The sequence below is a fragment of the Micromonospora sp. PRAS1 genome, assembly GCF_059553435.1.
The window spans coordinates 62,682-88,654 of the sequence record NZ_JCANNB010000001.1 but is presented as its reverse complement, the minus strand read 5'-3'; the positions used below and the strand labels follow the sequence as shown (position 1 = coordinate 88,654).

Here is a 25,973-nt window from a genome sequence, read left to right as displayed (position 1 = left end):
TGGGCGGGAAGTTGCCGCGACCCGCCCACCCCGCCCCATCCCCATCCCCATCCCAGGAACGGAAGCCGTCCCCCCATGCGTCTGCTCGCCGCCATCGCCACCGGCATCGCCCTGCTGGGTACGGCACCGGCACCGCCCGCGCCGACGCCTGGCGCATCGTCGACTCCGTCGGCCGTGACCTGGGGTGTGGCACCATCGACCGCGAAGGGCCCGAACGGCCGGCCGGCGTTCACCTACAAGCTCGACCCGGGCGCCACCCTGACCGACTATGTCGCCGTCACCAACCACTCGGCCCGCCCGCTCACCCTGAACCTCTACGCCAGCGACGCGTTCACCACCGCACAGGGCGGCTTCGATCTGTTGGCCGGTGGCCAGCAGCCTATGGACGTCGGCGCCTGGGTCCGCATCCCTCGGCGGACCCTGACCATTCCGTCGACGTCCCGCCTGAACGTCCCGTTCACCCTCACCGTGCCGGCCAACGCTACGCCGGGGGACCACGCCGGGGGAATCGTCGCCTCGCTCGCCACCACGACGGCGGACGCCCAGGGCAACCAGGTCGCCGTCGACCACCGCGTCGGCGCGCGCATCTACCTGCGGGTCACCGGTGAGCTGCAACCTGCGCTGACAGTCGAGAACCTTCGGGTACGGCACACCGGCTCGCTCAACCCCCTCACCGGTGGCACGCTCACCGCCACCTTCACCGTCCGGAACACCGGCAACGTCCGGCTCACGGGGCGGCCCGCGCTCGACGTGGCCGGCCCGTTCGGTCTCGGCCGGCGCACGGTGGAGGCGGCGGCCCTGCCGGAGATCCTGCCCGGCGGCGAGCTGACCACCACCGTACGCATGACCGGTGTGCCGCCGCTGTTCCGGCTGACCGGAAGCGCCGCCGTCACGCCCGCCGCCGTCGGCGACCAGGTCCTCGACCCGCCGCCGCGGGGCGAAATGGCCCAGGCCACCGTCTGGGCGGTGCCCTGGCCGCAGCTGGTCCTGCTGATCCTGCTCGCTCTCGCGGTCTGGGCGCTGGTCGCCGCCCGGCGACGGCGGGCCCGACAGATCGCGCGGGCGGTGGCCGCCGCCCGGGAGCAGGGCCGCACCGAGGCCAGCCGGGAGGCCGATCGGAACTCGGAGCGCACGGATGCCGTGCCCCTCGCCCCCGTCGGCCCGGGCTCCCGCGTCGAGGGTGGCGGCACGACGACGCCCGACCGCGCGACGCCTGCCACCGATCGCTCCGAACCGACCCGCGACAACTCATGACCGGACATCCACCCACGGGGAAGGACTCGCAGTGACACGGTCAAGCCGTATCGCAGACCTCGCACCAGCCCTTTCGGCCACGCCGCCGGATGCCGCCAGCAGTCCTGTCGTCACGACGCCGCACGACGACACGCCTGCACATCGCCGGGGGAGCGAGCAATGAGGATGAGAAGCATGCGTGCGGGCGCCGCCAGCCTCGCCCTGGCCGTACTGGCGCTCACCGCAGGGGCCGCACCGGCCGGCGCGGAACCGGCCACGGTCGATGTGACCGGCGCGGACCTCGTCTCGGTGGCGTTCGATGGTGACGCGCTGTCGCTGCGTCTCCGGGACGCCGCGCAGGTGGCGGGCGACGCCCCCGGCCGCGACCCGGCCGAGGTGGTCCTGGGCCCGACCGGCGGCCTGGCCGGCCGAGTGCCGGCCGGTAATGCCTTCGCCATCCTCGGAACGCCGGGCCAGCCGGTGTGGTCACTGTCCGCCGGCGACACCGGATTCCCGGCCCTGGACACCACCGCAGTACGCCCCGGCGTCGTCACCGGCGACGCGGTCGCCCTCACCCTGCGCTCGGTGGAGGGACCCGGTCACTTCACCGCCTACACTCTGGCCGGTGTCGGCGCGGCGAGCCCGCTCTTCGGCAGCCGCCCCGGCGTGCCGCGGACGGCGCAGCTACCGGTGGGCACGCGTACCGGCGGTGTGGTCTGGGCCTTCGACGCGGCCGGCGACTACCGGCTCACCCTGACCGGCTCGGTCACCCTGCGCTCGGGCCGGAAGCTCGGCGCCGACGCGACGTACCGGGTACGGGTGCCGGAGATCAGCCCCGGCGAACAGGCGCCGCTGCCGGCCGCACCCCGGCCGGCGGTGCGGCCCGACGGGCAGCCGGCGACGCGGCCACTGGCCGCGCCCGCCGCAGCGCCGAAGCCGCAAGCCGTGCCGGCGCCCGCCGCCGCGCCGCCCGTGAAAGCAGCGGCGCCCGCGACGGGCACCCGCCAGGTGATCGCCGACGGGCACGTCGACATGGGGCCGCAACTGTCCGGGGACACATGGAGGATCCGGATCAAGGACGACCGGACCAGCCCTCCGGTCTGGCGGGAGACCGCCGACGTGGTCCTGCATGTCAAGGACAATGCGAAGATCACGGTCCCGGCCGGCGCGGACTTCCTCGGCAAGCAGGGCGACGCCGTGTGGTTGCTGCCGCAGTCGCAGCAGGCGGGCGTCGTCTGGCCCGGCTGGAACACCCAGCACGAGTCCGTCGTGTCCGGCGTCAAGGGCAACGTCACCTGGACGCTGAAGGGGGTCACCGGGCCCGGCCGGTACGCCCTGTTCCTCACCGGCTCGTTCGGCAAGGCCGACGTGCTCTTCGATTCCGCGAAGCCGTTCCCGCAGGAGCTGAGCATCCCGCTCAACACCCACGCGCACGGCAACTGGGCGTTCACCAAGCCGGGTCTGTACCGCCTCGCGGTGCAGATGAGCGGCACCACCACCGCCGGCAGGGCGGTCACCGATACCAGGACGCTCACCGTCGCCGTCGGTGACAGCACCGATCCGAACGGCGGCTTCGGCTCCGGCTCCGGATCCGGCTCGGGCTCCGGTTCCGGTGACAGTGCGGGTGGCGCGGATCAGGCCAGCGGCCCGCTGCCCCGCACCGGGGCCAGCTGGGTGTTGACGGCTGCTTCGGCTGGCGTCGTCCTCGTGGTGCTCGGGGTCCTGCTGGTGGTGTCGGCCCGTCGCCGCAGGGCCGGACCCCCGAGCGGCGTTACGGCACCGGCGTGACGCGGGCGAGAGCCCACCGGCGGAGCCCACGGCTGTGGCTGCTGCCGCTGCTGCTCGCCCTGCTGGCCGGCGGCTGCCGGTCGGAGGTGGCACTGACGGCCGACGACGACCGCGTCCAGGTCATCACGACCACCGGGATCCTGCGGGACCTGGTCAGCAACGTGGGCGGTGACCGGGTGGTCGTCAGCTCGCTGGTGCCCGACAGTGCCGACCCGCACAGCTACGAGCCGTCGCTGCGGGACGTCCGGGACGTCGTCTACGCCGACGTCGCGTTCAGCAACTACCTCCTCCTGGAGGAGCAGGCCGTCATCAAGGCGCTGGACGCCAACCTGCGCGACGGTGTACCGAACATCTCGCTGGCCGAGGGGGCGGTGAAGTACGCCGCGGAGATCATCCCGCTGGTCGAGGACGTGTCGCTGGACACCCTCTGGCTCGGCATGCGGGTGCGCGGCACCGGGGCGGCGCAGGGCGCGAACCGTTCCTCCGACGTGCTGCTCAGCGCGACCGCCGCGAACGGGCCGGGTCGGATACGGGCGTACCTGACCGAATCCTTCGGCAACCCGTCGTTCTACGTCGACTCCACCGACGGGTTCGACGCCGCCAACGGCTACCGGGACGACACGGCCACCTTGCCACCCGACGCGCACACCCACATGAGCTGGGCCTTCAGCGAACCGGGCGTCTACCGGCTGACTATGCGGGCGCAGCTGGCGGTCACCCCCGACACGGCCCCCGTCCCGCTGGGCGAGCAGGTGTTCACCTTCGCTGTCGGGGTGGATCCCCACTCGGTGCCGGGCATGACCGGAGCGACGGTCCTGAACTCCGGGCATGCCGACGTCACCGTCGACCTCGACGAGCGGCGGCTGTACCTGTTCGCCGACCCGGAGGGCAGCGGCGAAACCAACCAGCGGGTGTACGACCCGGCCCGCACGGTCATCGAGGTTCCGAACAAGGCACTGCTGGAGGTCCCCGGCGACCGGAGGTTCCGGTTCCTCGGCCGACCCGGCACCCAGGTGTACCAACTTCCGCAGGCGGTCCTCGGCAAGCACGTGCACGGTGAGATCGACCCGCACCTGTGGCAGAACGTCCGCAACGCCATCTCCTACACCGAGCTGATCCGGGACACCCTGATCGGAACAGACCCGGAGGGAGCGGCGATCTACCGGGGGAACGCCTCGGCCTCCATCCGGGAACTCGAGCAACTCGACGCCTACGTCCGGGACACCGTCGCGCGTATCCCGCCGTCGCGACGCCACCTGGTCAGCACCCACGACGCGTTCGGCTACCTGGGCCAGGCGTACGGGATCCAGATCTCCGGCTTCGTCACCCCGAACCCCGCCACGGAGCCGAGCCTGGCCGACCGCCGCCGGCTCGTCGAGACGATCCGCAACCTGAGGATCCCCGCCGTGTTCCTGGAACCGAACCTGGCGGCCCGGTCCACCACCCTGACCGAGGTGGCCCGCGAGGAAGGACTACGGATCTGCCCGATCTACGGCGACACCTTCGACGAAGACGTCACCACCTACGCGCAGATGATGCGGTTCAACGCCGACTCACTGCACAACTGCCTGACCACCGACAACTGATGGAGGAGCCAGTGACGGCAGGACGGGCGCGACGCCGCACCCACACGACGACCGCCATCCTGCGCTGCGCGCTAGCCACGCTCGTCGTGCTGGCCACGACGCAGACCCCGGCGCGGGCCGAGCAGCCGACACCGGGCCTCGGCCAGTCGATCGCCGCCGACCAGCCGCTCGCAATCGGCCGGGCGGAACTCGCCACCGGACACGTCGACGTCGGCCCCCGCTACGTCGACAACCGCTGGACGCTGCTGATCCACGACGGCACGCAGGCACGACCGGTGTGGCGCAAACCGGACGAGGCGCTGCTCCGGGTCTCCGACGCCGCGCTGCAGACCGTCCCCGACGACCCGGCGTACGCCTTCCTCGGCGTCGACGCCGGCAAGGAGGTGTACGTGGTGCCGCAGGTCCAGAACCCGGACGTCGTGTGGCTCGGCTGGAACACCCAGGACCCCCGGGTGATGCAGACGATCGACCGCGGCGTCACCCTGACCCTGCTCGGCGTACGCGGACCGGGCAGCCTCACGATTTACCTGCAGGCGGGCAACTTCTCTCCACCCCAGCCGCTGTGGCGCTCCACCGAGCCGAAGGCGCAGCCCTTCTGGGCCGAGGTCAACACCCACACCCACGCCAACTGGGTCTTCAGCGCACCGGGGGTCTACCTGGTCGCGGTCGGAGTGTCCGCCGACCTGATCAACGGCGAGACGGTGTCGGCGACCGGCACGCTGCGCTTCGCCGTGGGAGACACCACCAGCGCCGACGAGGCCTTCGCCGCCACCGCGGACATCCCCGCAGCAGCCGGGCAGGCAGCCGCCGACGCGGACCGCACCACGACCACCGAGTCAGCCGGCACGTCCACGACACTGCTGTTCACCGCGCTGGCAGGCGCGGCTGTCCTGCTCGCCGTCGGCCTGGTCCTCCTGCTGCTGCGCGGACGCCGGGCGAAGCGGCGGGCCGAACAGGAACGCGCCGCAGCACTGCCGGAGGGCCAGCGGTGAGAGCACTCGACATCGAAGGGCTGGACGTCGACCTCGGCGGCCGGTCGGTCCTGCGGGACATCCGCCTGCACCTCGACCGGGGCGAGCTGGTCGGGCTGCTCGGACCCAACGGCGCCGGGAAGACCACCCTGCTGCGCGCCATCCTCGCACTGACCCGCACCCGCGGCGGCACGGTGACCGTGGAGGGCAGGCCGTCCCGCCCCGGCCGGTCCGGGATCGGCTACGTCCCCCAGCGCCACGAGTTCACCTGGGACTTCCCGATCTCCGTCGAGCAGACCGTCATGACGGGCCGCACCGGTCGGCTGGGCCTGCTCCGCCGCCCCGGCGTCGCCGACTGGCGGGCCGTCGGCGACGCACTCGACCGCGTACAGCTGACCGGGCTGCGCCGCCGGCCGGTCGGCGAGCTGTCCGGTGGGCAACGCCAACGCGTCCTGGTCGCCCGGGCCCTCGCTCTCGCGCCGCGCATCCTGCTGCTCGACGAGCCGTTCACCGGCCTGGACATGCCCACCCAGGAACTGCTGGGTGACCTGTTCACCAGCCTGGCGCGCGAGGACCGCGCGGTGCTGATGACCACCCACGACCTCGTCGCCGCCGTGGACTCCTGCACCCGCCTGGTCCTGCTCAACGGCCGGATAGTCGCCGACGGGCAACCGGCGGACCTGCAGGACCCCGAGCTGTGGACGACAACCTTCGGGGTGAGCGCGACCTCCCCGTTGCTGAAGCTCGTGAGGGCAGTCTGATGTCGATCACCGACTTCCTCACCGACCTGCTCAACCCCGACCTCGCGTTCCTGCCCAAGGCGCTGGCGATCGCGGTGATGTCCAGCATCGTCTGCGGCGTCGTCGGCTGTTACGTCGTTCTGCGCGGCATGGCGTTCATCGGCGACGCCGTGGCGCACGCGGTCTTCCCGGGCATCGCGGTCGCCTTCGTGCTGCAGGGCAGCCTGGTGCTCGGTGGGGCCGTCGCCGGCGTCGCGACCGCGCTGCTGATCGCGATCTTCTCCCAGAACCGGCGGATCAAGGAGGACTCCATCATCGGTGTCTTCCTGGTCGGCGCGTTCGCCCTCGGCATCGTGATCATCTCGCAGGCCCCCGGGTACGCCGGGTCGCTGCAACAGTTCCTGTTCGGCTCGATCACCGGCATCCCCGACCGGGACCTGTACGTCGTCGGCGGCACCGGCCTGGTCATCCTCGGCCTGGTGCTCGCTCTGCACAAGGAATTCGTCGCAGTCTGTCTCGACCGGGAGATGTCCCGATCGATGGGGCTGCCGGTCTTCTGGCTCGACATCGTGCTCTATGTTCTGGTCACCCTGGCCGTGGTGATCTCCCTGCAGACCATCGGCAACATCCTCGTCCTGGCCCTGCTGATCACCCCGGCCGCGGCGGCCCGCCTGCTCACCGACCGACTCGGGATGATGATGCTGCTCGCCCCGGTGATCGGCGGCACGTCGGCGATCGTCGGGCTGTACCTGTCCTGGAGCTACGACACACCGGTCGGCGGCACCATCGTCCTGGTCGCCACCGCCGTCTTCCTCGTCGCCTGGCTGCTCGCCCCACGACACGGCGTGCTCACCCAGCGGTGGAAGCGCCCGGCCGGACCGGAACTGGCCGGCGGCCCCGACCCGGCTCCTCCGCCCGGCCGCCCTCACCCGCAGGAACCGTCACCGGTCGCCGGGTAGGGGGACCGGATGGCCGGTCGCTCCGGCCTTGTCGGGGAGCGACCGGCCACCCGTGCCGGCACCCACCCGCACTGGGATCGGTGCGCCCTGTGATCGGTGCCGTCGACGGGTCGGTTGTGGACGCTCATCTGATCGGCCCTTCCCATGGACTATCTGAAACGACTATCGTTTTCAACAGCCGGTCCACTGGGGATCCGGGAGAGGAGTTCCACGTGCGTCCTTCCCTCCGCATGCTGCTCGCGACGGCAGCGGTCACCGCCGGGCTCGTCGCCTCCGCCATGCCCGCGCAGGCCACGACCACCGTCGTGTTCAGCACCGGGCACATCGACCTCGTCGACATCGCCTACGAAGCAGGCGCGCTCGAGATCGGCGTCCACGACGAGGACAACGACGTCGAGTACGCCACCGGCGACGTCGCCATCGTCGTCAAGCGCCAGGCCAAGATCACCGTTCCCAACGACCCCGCCTTCAGCTTCCTCGGCACCCCCGGTGTGTCGAAGGTGTGGGTCCTGCCCGAGATCCAGAACACCAACCTGGTGTGGCCAGGCATCGCCGCCGAGGAGATCGAGGCCGGCACGTTCGCGGGTGACCAGCTCACCCTGAACGTGCAGTCGGTCAGCGGCCCCGGCCAACTGGCCATCTACACCGAGAACGCCGTCGGCCAGCCGGTGGTTCTCGCCGACAGCGGCGACGGCCTGCCCGACGCGCTGACCCTCACGGCTGGCGACCACCTGCACGCCAACTGGGCCTTCGACGCCGCCGGCATCTACTGCGTCACCTTCCGCGCCACCGGCACCCTCGCCAACGGCCAGCAGGTGACCTCCGACCCGACCACCCTGCACATCGCGGTAAGGGCGTGATGACCATGCGTACGCCCCGTCGTATCCTCGCCGGTTTCGCCATCACCGCCGCCCTGCTCGCGGGAACCGCCATCCCCGCACAGGCGGCCTCGGTCACCCTCTCCAGCGGACACGTCGACGTCATCGACGTCGACTACGCCGCGGGTGCCCTCAGCGTCACCGTCATGGACTACACCGGCACCACCGATATCGAACGCAACCCCGCCGACGTCCTCTTCCGAGTGCCCTCCACCGCCAAGACCACCGTGCCCACCGGCTCGGCCTGGTCCTTCCTCGGCACCGGCGGCCAGGCATGGATCCTGCCCCAGTCCAACACCACCGGCCTGCTTTGGCCCGGCTGGAACACCCTCGAAGTGCCCACCGGGATCTTCCAGAACAACCGCGTCACCTTCAAACTCACCAACGTCACCGGACCTGCCGGATTCAGCGTCTACACCGTCTCCAGCGGTACGCCGACCGTGCTGTTCGACAGCGGCAACGGCCTGCCCGACAGCCTCAACGTCAACCGAAACGTCCACGCCCACGCCAACTGGGCCTTCGACGCCGCCGGCACCTACGCCGTCACCTTCGAGGTGACCGGCGTCCTCGCCTCCAACGGCAGCACCATCACCTCCGGCGCGAAGACCTTCACCTTCGAGGTGCTCGCCTGAACCACCCACCGCTGACGACCGTCAGCACGAAGGCGATCCGCTGAGGTAGGGGGTACCTCCGAATGCGGATCAGGCCGGCGCGGCAGCCCTCACCCACCGGGCGCCGCGCCGGCCGGCCATTGCCCAGAGTCGGGCCTCGTCTCCGCACCGAGTCGCCGCCCCTCAACCACGCGACAACCAGGACTGCGGGAAGCCAGATCCCGTTGGCCTGACGGTCTCAGGAGCTGATCGCGTGGTGCTCCGATGGTGCTCCGACGTTCGGCACCCCATCAGCACGGCGTGACTGTTCCAGCATCGCAGCGATGGGATTGGGAACGTGACCTCCGACCCGACCACCCCGCGTGTACCGCAGTCCCCGCCCTGCCCGGTTTCGCGCTCACTGGTGCAGATGGGCGCGCTGCCCCTCGCGGTCGAAGATCATGATCAGCTCGGCCGGCTCGTCGACTGCTGTCATCGAGTGTGGCGTCATCGTCGAGAATTCGGCTGCCTCGCCTTTCGCGACCTCGATCTGCCGCTCACCGAGCCACAGCAGCACCCTGCCCTCGAGCACCAGGAACCAGTCGTACCCCGGATGAACCCGCTGGGCCGGCATCGTCGCTTCGGGCTCCAACCGGAGCTTCATCGCCATGGTGCGCCCGTCGACGCGGCTCAGCGGCCAGGTGGTGCGCGAGCCCGAACGGTGCTGCACGGGTCGGATCACCACGTCCTCGTCGCTGGTTGCCTCGAAGAGGACGTCGAGGCTGACCTGAAGCGCGTGGGCCAGGGGCACGAGCACATCGAGGCTGAGCGTCCGTTTGCCCGTCTCGACCCGGCTGATCGTCGACGGGCTGAGGTTGGTGCGCTCGGCGAGTTCGTCCAGGGAGTAGCCGAGCGTGGTGCGGATACTCCGCAACCGAGTGCGCGCCAGCCGCTCCACGTCACTGCGGTCGTTCATCTCCCCAGCATGGTGGTTTCTTGCGAATCCCGCAAGCCTCCTTTCGGAAAACGCCAGGTGTTCCTACGCTGGGCGCATGACAGACCATGCCCACGTAGCCTCCGAAAACACACCGCACCAGAGCATCGTCCGCAGGTGCGACGTCGCTGTCATCGGCGGATCAGCGGCCGGTCTGGCGGCCGCGCTGCAGCTCGGTCGTCAGCGACGCTCGGTCATCGTCGTTGACGACGGCACGCCGCGGAACGCACCGGCGGAACACATGCACGGCTACCTCGGACGCGAGGGCACACCGCCCGAGGCGATGCGGGCCATCGGGCGGGAGGAGGTCCGTAGATATGGTGGCAACGTCCTCACCGGCCGTGTCCTGGCGGTGCGGAAAACGGACGACGGGTTTCACCTCGCCCTCTCGGGCGGCCACGGACTGGTCGCACGTCGGATCCTGGCCGCGACCGGCATCGTTGACGAGCTTCCCGACATCGAGGGTCTCGCCGAGCGGTGGGGTCGTCAGGTGTTCAACTGTCCGTTCTGCCATGGCTGGGAGGTCCGCGACCTGCGGGTCGTGCAGATCGTCACGTCGGCGGTCGGACTGCATCCGACCCAGCTGATGCGGCACCTGACCGATCGGTTGGCCGTGGTGCTGCATGACGCGACGGGGATCGACCCGGCCGCGGTGCAGACCCTCGTCGCCTCCGGGGTCCCGGTGGTCGAGGGTGCGGTGCGCCGGGTGGCCGACGCGGGCCCGGACGGGTCACTCGTCGTCGAGCTCGCGGACGGCCGCAGCCTGCCCGCCGACGCGATCCTCACCGGGGGCCGGTTCCGTCCCCGGGTCGAGATGCTCGCCGGGCTCGGCATCGACACCACGGCCCACCCCAGCGGACTCGGTGACATCGTCGCGGTCGACCCCACCGGACGTACCAGCGTGGAGGGCGTCTTCGCCGCCGGGAACCTGACGGACCCGAGCGCCCAGGTCCTGCAGGCCGCGGCGAACGGCAGCTGGGTCGGCGCCCAGATCGCCTTCAGCCTCGCCGCCGAGGACACCACGGCGGGTGTCCGCCCCTGCGGCGTCGCGATCGAGTGGGACAGCCGCTACGGGGACCAGGAACGCGTGTGGAGCGCCAACCCGAACGGCACCCTCGTGGCGGAGGTGGCGGACCTGCCTCCCGGGCGGGCGCTCGACGTCGGCGCAGGCGAGGGAGCCGACGCGCTCTGGCTGGCCGAACGAGGCTGGCAGGTGACCGCCTCCGACGTCTCCAACAGGGCACTCGACCGCATCCGGGCCGAAGCGGAACGTCGCGGGCTCGACGTGCGTACGCTGCACCGCGACGCCAACGACCCCGCCGCCTTCGCGGACGAGACCTACGACCTCGTCTCACTGCAGTACGGCTCGTTCCAGCGCACCCCCGAGCAGCGCGGACTGCGCAACCTCCTCGACGCCGTGGCCGTCGGTGGGACGCTACTCGTCGTCGGTCACGACCTGACCTGGCTCCAGCAGCCGTCGGACCCCGCCGAGCAGACCCGCATGTACGACCCGGAGGCGTACGTCGGCATCGACGAGATCACCGCCGAGATCACGGCCTCGGACGACTGGCGCATCGACGTGAACGAAACCCGCCCACGCCCAGCAGGGGCAATCAGCACACACCACGTCGACGACGTCGTGCTGCGCGCCGTGCGACTGGACCACCGCAAGCCGTAGGGCTGACGGACCGCAGGGAGTAACCCGAGACGGACGAGAGCTACTCGATCCCGCACCGGCCTGGCAGACCCCGCTCGGACAAGCCAGAGTCGATCATGCTTTCGCCGAACGCGACGGGCCCTGCTCATCTGCTCAGCCGGGCAGGGTTTCGATCGGCTGGCCGGTGAGCCCGGCGATGAGGTCGAAGTCCTTGTCGACGGCCAGGACGGTCAGCCCGGTCTTCTCGGCGGTCGCCGCGATCAGCAAGTCGGGGATTGACGGCGCGCGGTGCTGGCCACGGTCGGCGAGCAGCATCTGCACTTCTAGCGCGCGGTCCTCGATGGCGGGTGTGAGGTGTTCGATCGGCATCAGTGACAGCGGTGGGGCGGCGAACTGTCGGCGTCCCGCTTCTCCGGAGCGCGTCGAGTAGCCGAGTTCGAGGCGCGTGATGGTGGAGAGCCGGACCAGCCCTCGGCTGATGCGTGCGCTCCACTGGTCACGGTTCGACGTTTGGCCGAGTTGGAGCCGGACGTACGCGGACTTGTCGATCAGCCAGCTGGTCACCGCCACGCGGCCCCCATGACCGTGGGGTCGGCGAGGTCGGCGAATGCTTCTGCGGACCGTTGCCAGTCCTCGGCGGTGACCGTCCGGTCGCCAGCGGGGCTGATGTTCTCCTCGAACTTGCGGCGTAGGTACTCGTTGCGGGACAGCCCTAGGCTGGCGGCTGCCGCGTCGATGCGATCGATCGCTTCCTGACTGAGATCGCGGATGAGGATGTTGGCCATTTGACACCTCCGCAGGTGATGATATCACGATATCGCGCTTACGGGAGTGCGAGACGGATCTGGAGCGGTTGACCGCATGTTACCAACTAGTCACATAACGTGAGCGTCTCATGGGGGCTCGTCGACCGCTGCCGTCCGGCGCTCGGTACGCGCTCGCAGCGACGACCAGTAAGGCCCCTTCGCGCCGGTGGTTACCAGCCGTGGTGGTGCTCCGTTGATGCTCCAAGCGGCCCGGGAAACTCTGCCTGGTTCCCGGACCGTCCCGACGCGGGTGAAAGAGCCAGGGATCATGCGGAATTGCCGGCGAGTTCGCGCGGGACGGCTGGCGGAACGGCGGGGAGGGGGCGCCGGCAGAAGTAGACCAGGGCGGGCGGCAAGTTGGCCCAGACCGTCCGGCTGACCACCACCTCCTCGAACTGTGACCGCAGCGACCGCAGCAGCCGCTGGGCCGGCGGGGCCCAGCGGGCGTGCACGTAGGCGAAGGTGGTGAACACTCCGCCCGGTTTCAGCACCGCGACCACTTCGGACAGCACGTCGCGCTGGAGTTTCTCGTCGAATGCGGCCCAGGGCAGGCCGCTGACCACCACGTCGACCCGGCCGACGTCCCGCTGCGCGAGCACCTGCCGCAGCATCGCAGCGTCGGCGACCGCGACGTCGACCGTCGGGTGCCGCGCGGCAAGCTGATCGGCGAACCGCGGGTTGAGCTCGACGGCGATGTGTCGCCCGGCGCCGGCGAGCCGCCGCTGGATCGGCCCGGTGAACGCGCCGGTGCCCGGGCCCAGTTCCAGGATGACGGGGGAGCCCGTGCCGGGCACCGTCGCCGTGGCCACTTCCGCCAGGGCCGGGCCGCTGGGCAGCACCGCCCCCACGGTCAGCGGCGCGCGCAGGAACTCAAGGAAGAATGACACGCTTGCTGGTTCCTCTCACAGGTGGCTTGCGTAGAAGACGGAGAGCCGAGCGACGCGACCGACCATCGCAGCCACCGGGTGGCGGTGTCACCACGGGCCATGACGGCTGGGATCACCATGGGACGTGTACGCCATGCCAGGTGGTGAAGGTGCCGGTCGGTCCGTCCGGTCCGAGGCGGGCGACGCGTACCACCTCACGGGCGGCGTCCTCGGTCGAGTCCGTACCCTCGAAGTTCGTCAGGGCGGTGCTCGCGAATCCCGGCGAAACGAGGTTGACCTTGATGTCGGTCGCCTCCAGTTCGATCATCATGGTCAGGGTCACGGCGTTGAGCGCCGTCTTCGACGCGGCGTAGATCGGTTCGAAGAACGAGTGCAGCGGAAGGGCCGGATCGGCGGCCATCGTCAGCGAGCCCACCGCGCTCGTCACATTCACGATGCGCGCGTCCAGCGACCGGCGCAGCAGCGGCAGCACGGCCTGGTACACCGCCAAGACGCCGAAGACATTCACCTCCCAGACCGCCCGCACGTCGTCCAGCGGGGCAGTGCTGGGTTTGGCGTTGGCTCGGAATTCGGTCATGGTGAGGTCGGTGCGGGTGGTGGAGATGCCGGCGTTGTTGATGAGCAGGTCGAGTCGGCCCGCCTCGGCATCGATCCGCTCTGCGGCCGAGGCGATCGACGCAGGGTCGGTCACGTCGAGTTGGAGCGCGGTGGCGCCGCCGCCGATCTCGGCGGCGGCCTTCTCACCGCGGGCGAGGTCGCGCGATCCGATGAACACGGTGACGCCGTGGGCGGTCAATTCGCGGGCGACCTGCCTGCCGATGCCCTGGTTGCCTCCGGTGACCAGAGCGATGCGTTGTGTGGTCACGATGCCCCTCCTTCGTAATGGCTGGGCTTGGCGAGTACAGATGCGATCCGGCAAACCCCTGTAGTCGTCGGCGCCCGCGGCGATCGATGGTCCGGTCTGCCGCCCTCACCGAGACTCGTGCACTGCGTGGAGAGCAGCCAGGGCCTACCGATCCGTGGTTTCGGCCAGCGAGACGCTGCGGCCGACCCCGTTTGGCGGGGCGCCGCAGGGCGCGACTGTCGTCCCAACCTCGGATCGACAGACCCTGGCTGCCATCTCCCTGCGCGGTCAGGGTGATGGAGCACGCCCCGTTCGACGTCTATCCGGGGAGAACCGATGAATCCAAACGACGACGATGGCCAGGGCCGATCGGGCGTGGCCCGCCGGAGCGTTCTGGGTGGCGGTGCCGCCGCCGCGTTGGCGATACCGCTGCTGCGAGGCGAGGCGCAGGCCGCGCCGGCCACGCCGGCCACGCCAGCGGCCCCGGCGGGCAGCGCCGGACTCGTGACCGTCCAGGTCAAGGTCAACGGCGAGCCGGTCACGGTACGGGTGGACCCGCGAGTCACGCTGCTCGACACCCTGCGGGAGGAACTGGAGCTCACCGGCACGAAAAAGGGCTGTGACCGTGGCCAGTGCGGTGCCTGCACCGTGCACGTCGACGGTCGGCGGGTGCTGTCCTGCCTGACGCTGGCCGCCACTGTCGACGAGCGCGAGGTCACCACGATCGAGGGTCTGGCCCGGGGCGATGTGCTGCACCCGATGCAGCAGGCGTTCATCGAGCGCGACGGTCTCCAGTGCGGCTTCTGCACGCCGGGGCAGATCATGTCGGCGGTCGGCATGGTCCAGGAGGGCCCTGCCCGCACCGACGACGAGATCCGCGAGCGCATGTCGGGCAACATCTGTCGATGCAGTTGTTATCCGTTCATCGTGGACGCGATCCGTGACGCCCAGAAGGTGATGCGCTGATGCGGACCTACACGTTCACCCAGCCGCGCGGCGTCCGCGAGGCCCTCGCGGACGCCGGCACCGACACGGCCTTCCTGGCCGGCGGTACGACCCTCGTGGACCTGATGAAGCTCGATGTGATGGCACCGGCCCGGGTCGTGGACATCAACCGGCTTCCGCTGCGTGGTATCAAGCTCGACCGTGACGGGCTGCACATCGGGGCACTCGAACGGATGAGCGATGTCGCCGCCGACCGCAACGTGCGTCGGGACTATCCGATGATCGCTCAGGCGTTGGAGCTGAGCGCGTCCGCCCAGCTGCGCAACATGGCGAGCATCGGCGGGAACCTGTTGCAGCGCACTCGGTGCGGCTACTTCCGTGACGTGACCACCGGTTGCAACAAGCGGGAGCCCGGAACCGGCTGCTCGGCGCTGACCGGGATCAACCGTACGCATGCGATCCTCGGCACCAGCGACGCCTGCGTGGCGACGCACCCAAGCGATCTGGCCGTCGCCCTGGTGGCACTCGGCACCGACGTGCATCTGGTCAGCGGCCAGGGCACTCGTACGGTGCCACTCGACACGTTCTACACCCTGCCCGGCAGCACCCCCCACGTCGAGAACGCGCTGCGACCGGGCGAACTGATCACCGGCATCACGGTCCCGCGCTCGATGTGGGCGGCGAACTCCGTCTACCTCAAGATCCGCGACCGGCAGTCGTACGAGTTCGCCCTCACCTCGGCAGCTGTCGCCGTCGAGTGGCGCGGTCGCACCATCAGGCAGGCCCGGATCGCCGCCGGCGGAGTCGGCACCAAACCTTGGCGGCTGCCGGCGGTCGAACAGGCCCTGGCCGGTCGGCCGGCCACCGCGGACGTCTTCGAGGCGGCGGTAAGCGCCGCCGCGGACGGTGCCCGGCCCCTGTCGCACAACGGGTTCAAGCCCGCGCTGCTGCGTCGGACCCTGGTGCGGGCCCTCACCGTCCTGGCGGAGAACCGATGAACGACAGGCCCGAGGCCGTGACCGCACTGGCAGGCAGCGGCGGCGCTCATGCTTGAGCTCGCCACCGAACTCCTCGAACTGGTCCGCAGCCGGACCCCCTTCGTGACCGCCACCGTCACCCGGGTGGAGGGCAGCGCACCGCGCCAGCCCGGCGCGTCGCTTGTCGTCGACGCCGACGGTGCCGTGCTGGGCAACGTCTCCGGCGGCTGCGTCGACTCGGCCGTCTACCAGGCGTGCCGGGAGATGCTGCTTGGGGACCGCGGCCCGCAGAACCTGCGGTTCGGATACACCGACGACGACGCCATCGGCGTCGGGCTCACCTGTGGCGGGACGATCGAGCTGTTCCTGCGCCACCACGACCCCGGCACCGAACCCGGCCTGGAAGCGGCGTACATCGACGCCGCGCGGGACGAGCCGGTCGCCGTCGCCACTGTCGTGCGCGGCCCGGACGCCCACCTCGGACGGATGATCGTGGTGCGTCCCGGGCGGCCTGGCGAGGGAAGCCTCGGCGACGAACGGCTCGACGAGGTGGCTGCCGGACGCGCGACCGACGCCCTGCACGCCGGGACGAGCGGCATCGTGGAGATCGGGGTGGCTGACGGCTACTGCCAGGAGCCGATGACGCTGCTTGTCGAGTGCAACACCCCGGCACCACGGATGCTCATCTTCGGGGCGATCGACCATGCTGCGGCGCTGGCCCGGCTGGGTGTCTTCCTCGACTATCGGGTGACGGTCTGCGATGCGCGGGCCACGTTCGCCACGCCGCACAGATTTCCGTACGCCGACGAGGTCGTCGTCGACTGGCCGCACCGCTATCTGGCGACCCAGCGCCTCGATGGCAACACCGTCATCTGCGTACTCACCCACGACCCGAAGGTTGACGTACCGCTGCTCACCGCCGCCCTGCGACTGCCGGTCAGTTACGTGGGGGCGATGGGGTCACGGCGTACCCACGAGCAGCGGCTGGCGCGGCTGCGCGAGGCCGGCCTGACCGACGGGGAGCTCAGCCGGCTGCACTCGCCGATCGGGCTCGACCTCGGCGCCCGTACCCCGCAGGAGACGGCGTTGTCGATCGCGGCGGAGATCGTCGCGCACCGGCTCGGCGGCTCCGGGGTGCCGCTGCGCACCGGGGTACCCATCCACCGTCGCGCCGTGGTGTCGTCGGCTTCCTTCCCGCTGGCCTGGACGGCGGAACACCTCGCTCACGGCGCCGGCATCACCCGGCCTCGGTCCTCTTCTCGTAGTCAGGAGTCACGATGACCGTCTCCCCACTCGGCCGCGACATCGACCGCGTCGACGGCCGCGCGAAGGCCACCGGCACCGCCCGGTACTCGGCCGACTACCCGGCCGCGAACCTGGCGCACGCCTACCTGGTCACCAGCACCATCGCGCGGGGCTCGATCCGCACCATGGACGTCGCCGCCGCACAGCACGCCCCCGGTGTCATCGCGGTGTACAGCCCGTACAACAAGCTCGGGCTACGGCCCGTGCCCGGCGCCGGGGAGAACTACGCACCCCTGGAGGACACCCAGATCCGGTTCCGGGGGCAGATCATCGCCATGATCGTCGCCGAGCGGTACGAGCAGGCGCGGGACGCCGCCGGGCTGGTCAGCACGACCTACGACGAGCAGCCACCGCGTACGTCCCTCGCCACCGAGCCTCGTGTGCCGGCCACCGCGCCGCCCGGCCAAGCCGCGCCGAGCGGCCTCGTCCTCGCCCCGGGAGTCGACTCGATCGATGCGGCGCTGGCCGCGAGTGCCGTCGTCGTGGAGGCGTCCTTCCATCAGCCGATGCAGCATCCGGTGGCGATGGAACCCCACTCCGTGCTCGCCGAGTGGAACAGCGACCAGACCCAGTTGACGCTCTACAGCGGCGCGCAGTTGCCGCACACCTCCGCCATGGTGGCGGCCATGCGGATCGGTGTCGCGCCGACGGCGGTGCGACTGGTCGCCCCGTACGTGGGCGGTGGTTTCGGCAGCCGGGTCTTCCCGTGGTTCGACGCCGCCCTGGCCGCAGCCGCGGCCCGCCAACTGAACCGCCCGGTCAGGTTGGTGCTGGCCCGGGAACAGGTGTTCACCGTGGTCGGCCATCGCAGTGCGGTGAACCAGACCATCAAGCTGGGCGCCTCCCGCGACGGGGTCCTCAACGCGGTAAGTCACACGAGCGACGCCGCGGTGCCGTTCGTCGGCTACCGGTGGATGCATCCGGCCGTGGACACCTCGGCCGTGCTGTACAAGAGCCCGAACGTGGAGTTCGACCAGCGGCACGTCATGCTCGACGTACCGCCGACCTGCGCGATGCGGGCGCCCAACGAGGCCCCCGGCGCCTTCGCGTTGGAGACCGCGATGGACGAACTGGCGGTCGCCACCGGCCTCGATCCGGTCGCGTTGCGGCTGCGCAACTACGCCACCGTGGCGCCCGGGACGGATCGGGGGTGGTCGAGTAAGCACCTCGACGACTGCTACCGCATCGGCGCCCGACGCTTCGGCTGGTCGGCCCGCCGCGCCACGCCCCGCAGCCGGGTCGACGGGCAGTGGCTGGTCGGGATGGGAATGGCCAGCGCCATCTACCCGGGCGGCCGCAGGCCGGAACCCATTCAGGCCCGGATCCAGTTGCGCGATGACGACACCGCCGTGGTCTCCTCCGCGACCGCGGACACGGGCACCGGGGCGACCACGCTGCTGGCCATCACCGGAGCCCACGAGCTGGGCATCCCGCTGCGCCGGGTGAACGCCGAAGCCGGTGACACCGCACTGCCGCAGGGCGCGCCGTCCGTGGGATCGACCGCCGCGGCCAGTACCGTGCCGGCCGTCGAGGCCGCGGTCACAGCGGTGGTCGCCGTGCTCCTCCAGGAGGCGGTCACCAATCCGCAGTCACCCTGGCACGGTGCGAACAGCGAGGAGCTGACCTACGAGAACGGCCAAGTCCGGGGGGCAGGTCGCTCGATGCCCTTCGGCCGCCTGCTCACCACGATCGGCCGCCGGAGCGTCGAGGCCACCGCGACGGTTCAGGCCGGCCCGGAGGCGGAAGAGTACAAGTTCCACAGCTTCGGCGCGCACTTCTGCGAGGTCAGGGTCAACCGGTACACCGGTGAACCCCGCGTCACCCGCTTCACCACCGTCGTGGACGCCGGCCGGATTGTGAACGCCCAGGCCGCCCGGAGTCAGCTCGTCGGCGGCATCATCTTCGGCATCGGTCACGCGTTGCTGGAGGACAACCCGCTCGAACTCGACACCGGGCGGGTGGCCGCCGGCAACATGGCGGACTACATGGTCCCCGTCAACGCCGACATCCCCGACCTCGACGTTCACTTCCTCGACCGGCCCGACCCCGTCATCAACAGCCTCGGCGCCCGGGGTCTCGGCGAACTCGGCACCGTCGGCTCGGCCGCCGCTGTCGCCAACGCCATCTTCAACGCCACCGGCAAGCGGATCCGCGATCTCCCCATCACCCTCGACAAGCTGCTGTGAGCGCAACGAGCCCCTTGGAGGAGCCACGAAGAAGCCGGTTCATCGGGGCTGTCGATCGGTTGACGCCCGGGTCAGGCCATATCCGGCTGCGTGAACCATTCTTGCTCCGAGGCGCCGTCGTGCATGTCCTGCGCGCCGACCTCCGACAGCAACTTGAGCCTGCGGTGGCTCTCGCTGCCCGGGGCGGCGGTGTAGACCAGCAGCCGGTGTGACTGTGCCGGATCGTCGAGCACCTGGCAGTTGAGTTCCAGTACGCCGGCCTCCGGATGCACGAGGCGTTTGACGTCGGCGAAGGTCGCTCCGACCTCATGCCGGTGCCACAGGTCAGTGAACTCGGGGCTTTCTCGGAGCAGAAGTTCGGCAAGGCGCGCCGCCTTCGATCCAGGTCCGCGCAGCGTGGCCACCTTGCGCACCCCTGCGGCAAAGATCCGCGACATGCGCTCATGCTCCTCGGGGAGGTACGTGGCGCGGGTGGCGGGGTCGGTGAACCACCGGAAGGGCATGCTTCGGGCAGGGCCCGAGTATCGGGTGTTGTCGCCGACGAGCGCGACGCTCGGCGGGGTCTGCCGCAGCGTCTCGCTGAGCTCCGTGACGATCTCGGCGGGACTGTCGGCGAGCCGGTCGAAGATGCGCAGCAGTCCCGGACTGATGTGCTCGCTGTTCGGGCCGCGCGGTGGAGGCTGGTGTCCGGCGAGGCGGAACAGGTGGTCGCGTTCGTCGAGCGAGAGGCGCAGCCCCTGGGCGATGGCGGCGATCAGACGGTCGGACGGGAGGGGCCCGCGCTCCTGCTCCAGCCGGCTGTAGTAGTCGGCGGAGATGTGACACAGCATGGCCACCTCCTCCCGGCGGAGCCCGGCGGTCCTGCGTCGCCGTCCGCGAGGAACACCGACGTCCTCAGGCTGCAGGGACTCGCGCCGCCGGCGCAGGAAATCGGCAAGTCCGGCTCGGTCGATCATGTCTGCGTCCTCCATCGCGGTGATTTCGTTCCTCTACAGCTCTACAGCGGGCATCATCCGGCATCCACGGACCAGCGATCCCCCTTTCCTTGGGCGGTGCGCACGGGCGCGCGCTACGCGTCGATGGCCGGCGACGGCGCTGCCGTCGCGACGTCGAGATGGACGGGCACGTGCAAGACTGGTGGACCGCTGCACGTCGATGCAATGGCCAACCTATCGGCGCGGTGGCCACCGCACTTGGAGTCCTGTTCGCCGCCCGGATTTCTGCAACAAACCTGCACGTCCTCTGCTATTGCGTGGAGGCAAGCGCTTTCCTAGCCTGATGTTTCATCGATGTTTCGCTCTATCTGCAGTTCGATGGCGCGGAAACGTAGCCACCTGCGGTGTCGGGCCGTGCCGGCAGTGCCTCGCATCGCGTTCACTCCCGAGAGGAGACAACCAGTGAGAAAGGCAGTGCGACACAGGCTTCTGGTCGGCGGCGCCGCCGCAGCAGTGGTGATTGCGGCGCTTCCGGTGTCCCAGGCGTCGGGCGCGGCCGACGGTGCCCCGGCGGTCGTCGCCAACGCGACAAACCTCAGTCTCGGCGCCGGCTCCGACGGCTCCAGCAAGGCCAGCGGTACCAGCTACGGCAATGTGATCGACGGCGACCTGGGTAGCTACTGGTCGCCGACCGGATCGACCGGCCGCATCTCGGTCAAGTGGGGTTCCGCCACCACCGTGGCCTCGGTCCACATCCGGGAGGCGGCCGGGGCGGTCGGCGTCATCGGCGCCTGGCGACTGGTAAACAACGACACCGGTGCCACCCTGGCCAGCGGCACCGGAGCCGGGACCATCAACTTCCCCGCCACCTCGCTACGAAAGATCAACTTCGAGATCACCGGCGCGAGCGGCACGCCGAGGGTCGCCGAGTTCGAGACGTACGCCTCCGGCACGACGACCCCGCCGACCACGCCGCCGACCACGCCGCCGCCGACGACGGGGCCGACCACGCCGCCGCCGACGACCGGGCCGACCACTCCGCCTCCGCCGTCGGGCAACACCCTGTACGTGGCCCCGACCGGCACCGACAGCGCGGCCGGAACGTTGGCGAACCCGACGACGCTCACCTCGGCGATCACCCGGATCCCCGCCGGCGGAACGATCTTCCTGCGTGGCGGCACCTACCGCTACTCGCAGACCATCACAATCGCTCAGGGCAACAACGGCACGTCGAGCGCTCGCAAGAACATCTTCGCGTACGCGGGTGAGACCCCGATCCTGAACTTCTCGGCGCAGAGTGAGGATCCGGCGAACCGCGGCCTCGCGCTGGGCGGATCGTACTGGCACATTCGCGGCATCATCGTCGAGCGGGCCGGCGACAACGGCATCCTGCTCGCCGGCAACAACAACATCATCGAGCGTACGATCACCCGCCACAACCGGGACTCGGGGCTGCAACTCTCGCGGCTGATCGCGAACGCGCCCCGCGACCAGTGGCCCTCCAACAACCTCGTGGTGAGCACGGTGTCGCACGACAACGTCGACTCCGACGGCGAGGACGCCGACGGTTTCGCGCCGAAGCTCACCGTCGGCCCCGGCAACGTCTTCCGCTACACCGTGGCCCACAACAACATCGACGACGGCTACGACCTCTACACCAAGAGCGACACCGGGGCCATCGGCGCGGTGACCATCGAGTCCTCCCTCGCCTACAACAACGGCACGCTGAGCAACGGCGGTCAGGCCGGCAACGGTGACCGCAACGGCTTCAAGCTCGGCGGCGAGGACATCGCGGTGAACCACACCATCCGGGGCAACATCGCGTACAACAACGGCAAGCACGGGTTCACGTACAACCGCAACCCCGGCACGATGACGGTGTCGAACAACGCCAACATCGGCAACGCCGAGCGCAACTTCAACTTCGACGGCGGCTCCTCGGTGTTCCGGAACAACACCTCGTGCAACGGCGGCTCGAACGACCGGATCATCGGCAACTCCGACAGCTCGAACCAGTTCTGGTCCGGCACCAACGGATCCCGGTGCTCGTCGTACACCGGGGCTCTGGGCTGGTCCTTCGCCTCCGATGGTCGTCTCGTCGTGACCTTCGGCGGCCGAGTGGTCACCCCGTAACGAGCGCACGCCGGCGTCACCGCTGAGGTGACGCCGGCGTCGGCTCCCGGCCACCCGGTCGGCGTCTGCCGCTCTCCCGCCCGGTGAGCTACGAGACCCCGATGGTCAGCTCGCCACCTGCGGGACGCTCTCGGGCATCTGCTGCGCGGCGACACCGGCAAGTAGTTGCAGCTTGTGGTAGGCCTCGCTGCCGGGCGCGGCGGTATAGACGAGAAGCCGGTGTGACTGGCCCGGGTCGTGGAGTGTCTGGCAGTCGAGCGCCAGGACACCGAGTTCCGGATGCACGAAGCGCTTCCCATCGTTGAAGCGCACCCCGACTTCGTGTTCGTGCCACAGCTCGGCGAACTCGCGGCTCTCGGCGAGCAGGAACTGCGCGAGGCGGGCGGCCTTCGAACCGGGTCCGCGAACGGTGGCCAGGTTACGCGCACCGGAGGCGAAGACGCGGGACATCTGCTCGTGGTCCTGCGGGTGGTATCTGGCCCGAGCGGCCGGATCGGTGAACCACCGGTACGGCAAGCTGCGGGCCGGGCCGGAGTATCGGGTGGTGTCGCCGGTGAGTGCGACGCCCATCGGGGTCTGGCGCAGCGTCTCACCGAGTTCCGTGACGATCTCGGCGGGACTGTCGGCGAGTCGATCGAAGATACGCAGCAGGCCGGGGCCGATGTGCTCGCTGTCCGTGCCTCGTGGCGGCGGATGATGGCCCGCGAGGCGGAACAGATGGTCGCGTTCGTCGAGGGACAGGTGCAGGCCCTGGGCGATGGCGGCGATCAGACGTTCGGAAGGGTGTGGTCCACGCTCCTGTTCAAGCCGGCTGTAGTAATCGGTGGATATGTGACAGAGGGTAGCGACCTCTTCGCGGCGAAGCCCAGCGGTCCTGCGGCGTTGTCCCCGAGGCATGCCGACATCCTCGGGCTGTAGTGCCTGCCGCCGGTGACGCAGGAACTCGGCCAGTCCGGCTCGATCGATCATGTCCGTTTCCTCCAGCGCCGTACTTCTGTCCCGTTCTACCGTGGCTGCCCGTCGGCATCCACGGATTGTCGATCCCCCTCTGGCGGCGGTGAGAGTTGATCATGATCGCTGATCGCCTCGGCGGATCGACAGACACGGACTGACAGACCCTGGTTGCCGCTCTCGCTGTGCACGAGTCTCAGTGCCGTTACGACAAGACGACGGTCGAGCAGTAGGAGCAGGCAGATGCCACGTAAACCGATCGACATCGCGATCCCGGATCTGGCTGGGAAGTTGGCGGTGGTCACCGGGGCGAGTGACGGGATGGGGCTGGGGATGGCCGTCCGGTTGGCCGCAGCCGGTGCTGAGGTGATCCTTCCGGTACGTAACCCTGGTAAGGGTGCGACCGCGATCTCGACGATCCGGCGGGCCGTTCCCGGGGCGAAGGTGTCGCTGCGCAGCCTGGACCTCTCCTCGTTGGAGTCGGTCGCGGCCCTGGGTGACACCCTGCGGGAAGAGGGCCGTCCGATCCACATTCTGATCAACAACGCGGGTGTGATGCGACCGCCGAACCGCCAGCGCACCGCCGACGGGTTCGAGTTGCAGTTCGGCACCAACCACCTGGGGCACTTCGCGTTGGTCGCTCGGTTGCTGCCGCTGCTGTCTGCGGGTCGCGCCCGGGTGACCTCGCAGGTCAGCGTCGCCGCGCGTCGGGGCAGAATCAACTGGGACGATCTGAACTGGGATCGTTCGTACCACGTTATGCGTGCCTACAGTCAGTCGAAGATCGCGTTCGGGTTGTTCGGCCTGGAGTTGGATCGTCGTAGCAGGACGCACGGGTGGGGGATCACCAGCAACCTTTCCCACCCGGGGGTTGCTCCCACCAACCTGTTGGCCGCTCGGCCGGAGATCGGTCGGGGCCAGGCCATCCCGCAGTACCGGCTGATCCGGGCACTCTCCGCTCGTGGCATCTTGCTGGGCACGGTCGAGACCGCGAAGTTGCCCGCGTTGATGGCGGCCACCGACCCGGGCGCCGGGTCCGGTGTCCTCTACGGGCCCAGTGGCCCGGGGAACCTGGGGGGCCCGCCGGCTGTGCAGAAGATGTACCCGCCGCTGCGTAGCGCCGAGGAGGCCGCGCGGGTCTGGCGGGTCTCCGAGCAGCTGACCAGGACCGCGTTCGTCACGGCCTGAACCATCACCCCGCATGACCAGCCGAGGAGCCCGATGAGTACCGACGTCCATCGCACGTTGAAGACCCGGAGTCCGTGGTGGGTGGTTGTCGGCGGCGGCACCGCCGCCGCCGTCGGCCCCCAGATGTACCTGGCCACCATCGGCCTCTTCGTGCTGCCGATAGCCGAGGAGACCGGCTTCAGCCGAACCACGGTCACCGGCGCCTACTCCGTCGCTGCCGTCGGGATGGCCCTCGGCATGCTCATCGTGGCGCAGGTCGTGGACCGCTTCGCCGCGCGATACATCCTCGTGCCGAGTTTCGTGCTGTTCGCGGTCTCGATGGCGCTGATCGCGGTGGTGCCGCCGATCGCAGCGGTCTACTTCATTCCCTGCTTCTTCGTGGGCCTCTTCGGCGGCGGGACCGTGGTCCCGGCCACCCGAGCCGTGGTGAGCTGGTTCGACAACAACCGCGCCCTCGCTATCGGGATCGTCACCGGCATCATCGGCCTGGGCGCGGCCCTGGCCCCGGTGCTGGCGGGCGTGCTCATCGACGCCGTCGGGTGGCGACTGGCCTACGTGTGCCTGGCACTGATCACCGTCGTCGTGTCGGTCACGATGGTCACCTTGTTCGTGCGTGCCCGGGCGGAACGGCATGTCCACGGACGACTCGTCAAGGAAACGCAGGTGGCGGGCCGCGACGTCAGCCTCGAACTCCCGGGTCTGACGTTCCACGAAGCGGTCCGCACCCGGCAGTTCTGGCGCATCGCCCTCGGGCTCGGCCTGGTCGGAGTCGTGGTCATCGGCCTCCAGGTGCATCTCGTGCCGATGATGACCGATCGAGGGCTGAGCGATGCCCAGGCGGCTTCGCTGCTCGTCATCTTCGGTCTCTCCTCCCTGGTCGGGCGGGTGGCCGGTGGTTTCATCATCGACCGCGTGCATGGCGCCGTCGTCGGGCCGATCGTGATGCTCGCCCCCATCGCCGGCCTGTTCTTCCTGCATCCGCCGTTCACCAGCGCAGCCGTCGCGGTCGCCTTCATCGGTGTCGCCTTCGGGATCGAGGGTGACCTGCTCGCCGTGCTCATCACCCGCTACCTCGGCACCCGCAACTTCGGACGTATCCTCGGCCCGGTCCAGGCCGCGTTCCTCCTCGGCAGCGCCTTCGGGCCGCTGCTGCTCGGCCTGGGATACGACACGTTTGGCTCCTACGACCCGGTCATCCCGGTCCTGATGGGCGTACTCGTCATCGGCGCGGTCCTCATCGCGACCCTGGGTCCCTACGCCTACCCTGCCGTACACGGCTTCGATCGGCTCGCCGCACGCGACGAACTCGCCGCGTCCGCAGTCCTGAGCGGCATCGCCGAGAGCAACGTGACCGGTAGCTCATCGGGCCGGCCCCGCAGCCACGTCGTCCAGGGCTGAGTATCCCGTCGTCGTGGGCGAG

The 25,973-nt window shown here is 70.0% G+C and carries 23 protein-coding genes; 16 read left to right on the top strand and 7 right to left on the bottom strand.

Going from position 1 to position 25,973, the window contains the following annotated elements; all coding sequences use genetic code 11:
* Positions 1-75 precede the first annotated feature (75 nt).
* From AC507J_RS00355 to AC507J_RS00320, 8 genes are all read left to right on the top strand, one after another.
* Positions 76-1,254 (top strand): WxL protein peptidoglycan domain-containing protein, encoded by a 1,179-nt coding sequence (locus tag AC507J_RS00355; RefSeq protein WP_496286993.1) that lies wholly within the window; start codon positions 76-78, stop codon positions 1,252-1,254.
* Positions 1,255-1,428: 174 nt separating this feature from the next.
* Entirely contained in the window at positions 1,429-3,021 is a 1,593-nt protein-coding gene (locus AC507J_RS00350) for a TIGR03773 family transporter-associated surface protein (RefSeq protein WP_496286992.1), read from the top strand.
* Complete coding sequence (locus AC507J_RS00345) at positions 3,018-4,607, top strand: anchored repeat ABC transporter, substrate-binding protein (protein WP_496286991.1); 1,590 nt, start codon at positions 3,018-3,020, stop codon at positions 4,605-4,607. Before AC507J_RS00350 ends, AC507J_RS00345 begins: the two co-directional genes overlap by 4 nt.
* A gap of 11 nt (positions 4,608-4,618) precedes the next feature.
* Positions 4,619-5,599 (top strand): choice-of-anchor M domain-containing protein, encoded by a 981-nt coding sequence (locus tag AC507J_RS00340; protein ID WP_496286990.1) that lies wholly within the window; start codon positions 4,619-4,621, stop codon positions 5,597-5,599.
* A complete protein-coding gene (locus tag AC507J_RS00335; RefSeq protein WP_496286989.1) occupies positions 5,596-6,339 on the top strand; it encodes an anchored repeat-type ABC transporter ATP-binding subunit in 744 nt (247 codons plus the stop codon). Before AC507J_RS00340 ends, AC507J_RS00335 begins: the two co-directional genes overlap by 4 nt.
* On the top strand, positions 6,339-7,277 hold the full coding sequence (locus AC507J_RS00330) for an anchored repeat-type ABC transporter permease subunit (protein WP_496286987.1): 939 nt from the start codon (positions 6,339-6,341) through the stop codon (positions 7,275-7,277). The genes AC507J_RS00335 and AC507J_RS00330 overlap by 1 nt, the downstream gene beginning before the upstream one ends.
* A 212-nt stretch (positions 7,278-7,489) precedes the next feature.
* A complete protein-coding gene (locus tag AC507J_RS00325; RefSeq protein ID WP_496286986.1) occupies positions 7,490-8,137 on the top strand; it encodes a choice-of-anchor M domain-containing protein in 648 nt (215 codons plus the stop codon).
* Complete coding sequence (locus tag AC507J_RS00320) at positions 8,134-8,787, top strand: choice-of-anchor M domain-containing protein (RefSeq protein ID WP_496286984.1); 654 nt, start codon at positions 8,134-8,136, stop codon at positions 8,785-8,787. The genes AC507J_RS00325 and AC507J_RS00320 overlap by 4 nt, the downstream gene beginning before the upstream one ends.
* 376 nt (positions 8,788-9,163) lie before the next feature.
* Here AC507J_RS00320 and AC507J_RS00315 read toward each other — a convergent pair whose 3' ends face one another.
* Positions 9,164-9,721 carry a helix-turn-helix domain-containing protein gene (locus AC507J_RS00315; protein WP_496286983.1) on the bottom strand — a complete coding sequence of 186 codons (558 nt, stop codon included), beginning with the start codon at positions 9,719-9,721 and terminating at the stop codon, positions 9,164-9,166.
* A 76-nt stretch (positions 9,722-9,797) separates the two neighbouring features.
* Here AC507J_RS00315 and AC507J_RS00310 point away from each other — a divergent pair, with 76 nt between their 5' ends.
* Positions 9,798-11,417, top strand: a complete 1,620-nt coding sequence (locus AC507J_RS00310; protein WP_496286981.1) for an FAD-dependent oxidoreductase — start codon at positions 9,798-9,800, stop codon at positions 11,415-11,417.
* A gap of 132 nt (positions 11,418-11,549) precedes the next feature.
* Here AC507J_RS00310 and AC507J_RS00305 read toward each other — a convergent pair whose 3' ends face one another.
* The 4 genes from AC507J_RS00305 to AC507J_RS00290 all read right to left on the bottom strand — a co-directional run bounded on the left by AC507J_RS00305 (position 11,550) and on the right by AC507J_RS00290 (position 13,954).
* Entirely contained in the window at positions 11,550-11,966 is a 417-nt protein-coding gene (locus AC507J_RS00305) for a PIN domain nuclease (RefSeq protein ID WP_496286980.1), read from the bottom strand.
* Positions 11,957-12,181 carry a type II toxin-antitoxin system VapB family antitoxin gene (gene vapB, locus AC507J_RS00300; protein ID WP_496286978.1) on the bottom strand — a complete coding sequence of 75 codons (225 nt, stop codon included), beginning with the start codon at positions 12,179-12,181 and terminating at the stop codon, positions 11,957-11,959. The genes AC507J_RS00305 and vapB overlap by 10 nt, the downstream gene beginning before the upstream one ends.
* A 287-nt stretch (positions 12,182-12,468) precedes the next feature.
* Complete coding sequence (locus AC507J_RS00295; protein ID WP_496286977.1) at positions 12,469-13,089, bottom strand: class I SAM-dependent methyltransferase; 621 nt, start codon at positions 13,087-13,089, stop codon at positions 12,469-12,471.
* A gap of 112 nt (positions 13,090-13,201) precedes the next feature.
* Entirely contained in the window at positions 13,202-13,954 is a 753-nt protein-coding gene (locus AC507J_RS00290) for an SDR family NAD(P)-dependent oxidoreductase (RefSeq protein ID WP_496286976.1), read from the bottom strand.
* Between the two features lie 483 nt (positions 13,955-14,437).
* On the opposite strand from AC507J_RS00290, the gene AC507J_RS00285 reads away from it, so the two are divergent.
* From AC507J_RS00285 to AC507J_RS00270, 4 genes are read left to right on the top strand one after another with little or no spacing between them, the layout of a single operon-like run.
* Positions 14,438-14,899 (top strand): (2Fe-2S)-binding protein, encoded by a 462-nt coding sequence (locus tag AC507J_RS00285; protein WP_496287352.1) that lies wholly within the window; start codon positions 14,438-14,440, stop codon positions 14,897-14,899.
* Positions 14,899-15,876, top strand: coding sequence for an FAD binding domain-containing protein (locus tag AC507J_RS00280; protein WP_496286975.1), 978 nt, complete (start codon positions 14,899-14,901; stop codon positions 15,874-15,876). Before AC507J_RS00285 ends, AC507J_RS00280 begins: the two co-directional genes overlap by 1 nt.
* A 48-nt stretch (positions 15,877-15,924) precedes the next feature.
* Positions 15,925-17,136 (top strand): XdhC family protein, encoded by a 1,212-nt coding sequence (locus AC507J_RS00275; RefSeq protein ID WP_496286974.1) that lies wholly within the window; start codon positions 15,925-15,927, stop codon positions 17,134-17,136.
* Positions 17,133-19,346 (top strand): xanthine dehydrogenase family protein molybdopterin-binding subunit, encoded by a 2,214-nt coding sequence (locus AC507J_RS00270; protein WP_496286973.1) that lies wholly within the window; start codon positions 17,133-17,135, stop codon positions 19,344-19,346. Before AC507J_RS00275 ends, AC507J_RS00270 begins: the two co-directional genes overlap by 4 nt.
* Before the next feature lie 71 nt (positions 19,347-19,417).
* Here the strand turns inward: AC507J_RS00270 and AC507J_RS00265 are convergent, their stop codons facing one another.
* Positions 19,418-20,302 (bottom strand): helix-turn-helix transcriptional regulator, encoded by an 885-nt coding sequence (locus tag AC507J_RS00265; protein ID WP_496286972.1) that lies wholly within the window; start codon positions 20,300-20,302, stop codon positions 19,418-19,420.
* Between the two features lie 441 nt (positions 20,303-20,743).
* Here AC507J_RS00265 and AC507J_RS00260 point away from each other — a divergent pair, with 441 nt between their 5' ends.
* On the top strand, positions 20,744-22,414 hold the full coding sequence (locus AC507J_RS00260; protein WP_496286971.1) for a right-handed parallel beta-helix repeat-containing protein: 1,671 nt from the start codon (positions 20,744-20,746) through the stop codon (positions 22,412-22,414).
* Positions 22,415-22,519: 105 nt separating this feature from the next.
* Here AC507J_RS00260 and AC507J_RS00255 read toward each other — a convergent pair whose 3' ends face one another.
* Complete coding sequence (locus AC507J_RS00255) at positions 22,520-23,383, bottom strand: helix-turn-helix transcriptional regulator (protein ID WP_496286970.1); 864 nt, start codon at positions 23,381-23,383, stop codon at positions 22,520-22,522.
* Positions 23,384-23,608: 225 nt separating this feature from the next.
* Here AC507J_RS00255 and AC507J_RS00250 point away from each other — a divergent pair, with 225 nt between their 5' ends.
* The gene (locus AC507J_RS00250; protein ID WP_496286969.1) at positions 23,609-24,553 is read left to right on the top strand and encodes an SDR family oxidoreductase; all 945 of its coding nucleotides are present in this window, start codon (positions 23,609-23,611) and stop codon (positions 24,551-24,553) included.
* 33 nt (positions 24,554-24,586) lie between these two features.
* Complete coding sequence (locus tag AC507J_RS00245; RefSeq protein WP_496286967.1) at positions 24,587-25,951, top strand: MFS transporter; 1,365 nt, start codon at positions 24,587-24,589, stop codon at positions 25,949-25,951.
* Positions 25,952-25,973 lie beyond the last annotated feature (22 nt).

Bases quoted from the DNA above. Each gene is read 5' to 3' on its own strand.
- AC507J_RS00270 (WP_496286973.1), top strand. From the start codon at position 17,133: ATGACCGTCTCCCCACTCGGCCGCGACATCGACCGCGTCGACGGCCGC.
- AC507J_RS00310 (WP_496286981.1), top strand. From the start codon at position 9,798: ATGACAGACCATGCCCACGTAGCCTCCGAAAACACACCGCACCAGAGC.
- AC507J_RS00275 (WP_496286974.1), top strand. From the start codon at position 15,925: ATGCTTGAGCTCGCCACCGAACTCCTCGAACTGGTCCGCAGCCGGACC.
- AC507J_RS00330 (WP_496286987.1), top strand. From the start codon at position 6,339: ATGTCGATCACCGACTTCCTCACCGACCTGCTCAACCCCGACCTCGCG.
- vapB (WP_496286978.1), bottom strand. From the start codon at position 12,181: ATGGCCAACATCCTCATCCGCGATCTCAGTCAGGAAGCGATCGATCGC.
- AC507J_RS00250 (WP_496286969.1), top strand. From the start codon at position 23,609: ATGCCACGTAAACCGATCGACATCGCGATCCCGGATCTGGCTGGGAAG.
- AC507J_RS00315 (WP_496286983.1), bottom strand. From the start codon at position 9,721: ATGAACGACCGCAGTGACGTGGAGCGGCTGGCGCGCACTCGGTTGCGG.
- AC507J_RS00350 (WP_496286992.1), top strand. From the start codon at position 1,429: ATGCGTGCGGGCGCCGCCAGCCTCGCCCTGGCCGTACTGGCGCTCACC.
- AC507J_RS00355 (WP_496286993.1), top strand. From the start codon at position 76: ATGCGTCTGCTCGCCGCCATCGCCACCGGCATCGCCCTGCTGGGTACG.
- AC507J_RS00280 (WP_496286975.1), top strand. From the start codon at position 14,899: ATGCGGACCTACACGTTCACCCAGCCGCGCGGCGTCCGCGAGGCCCTC.
- AC507J_RS00245 (WP_496286967.1), top strand. From the start codon at position 24,587: ATGAGTACCGACGTCCATCGCACGTTGAAGACCCGGAGTCCGTGGTGG.
- AC507J_RS00255 (WP_496286970.1), bottom strand. From the start codon at position 23,383: ATGATCGATCGAGCCGGACTGGCCGAGTTCCTGCGTCACCGGCGGCAG.
- AC507J_RS00265 (WP_496286972.1), bottom strand. From the start codon at position 20,302: ATGATCGACCGAGCCGGACTTGCCGATTTCCTGCGCCGGCGGCGCGAG.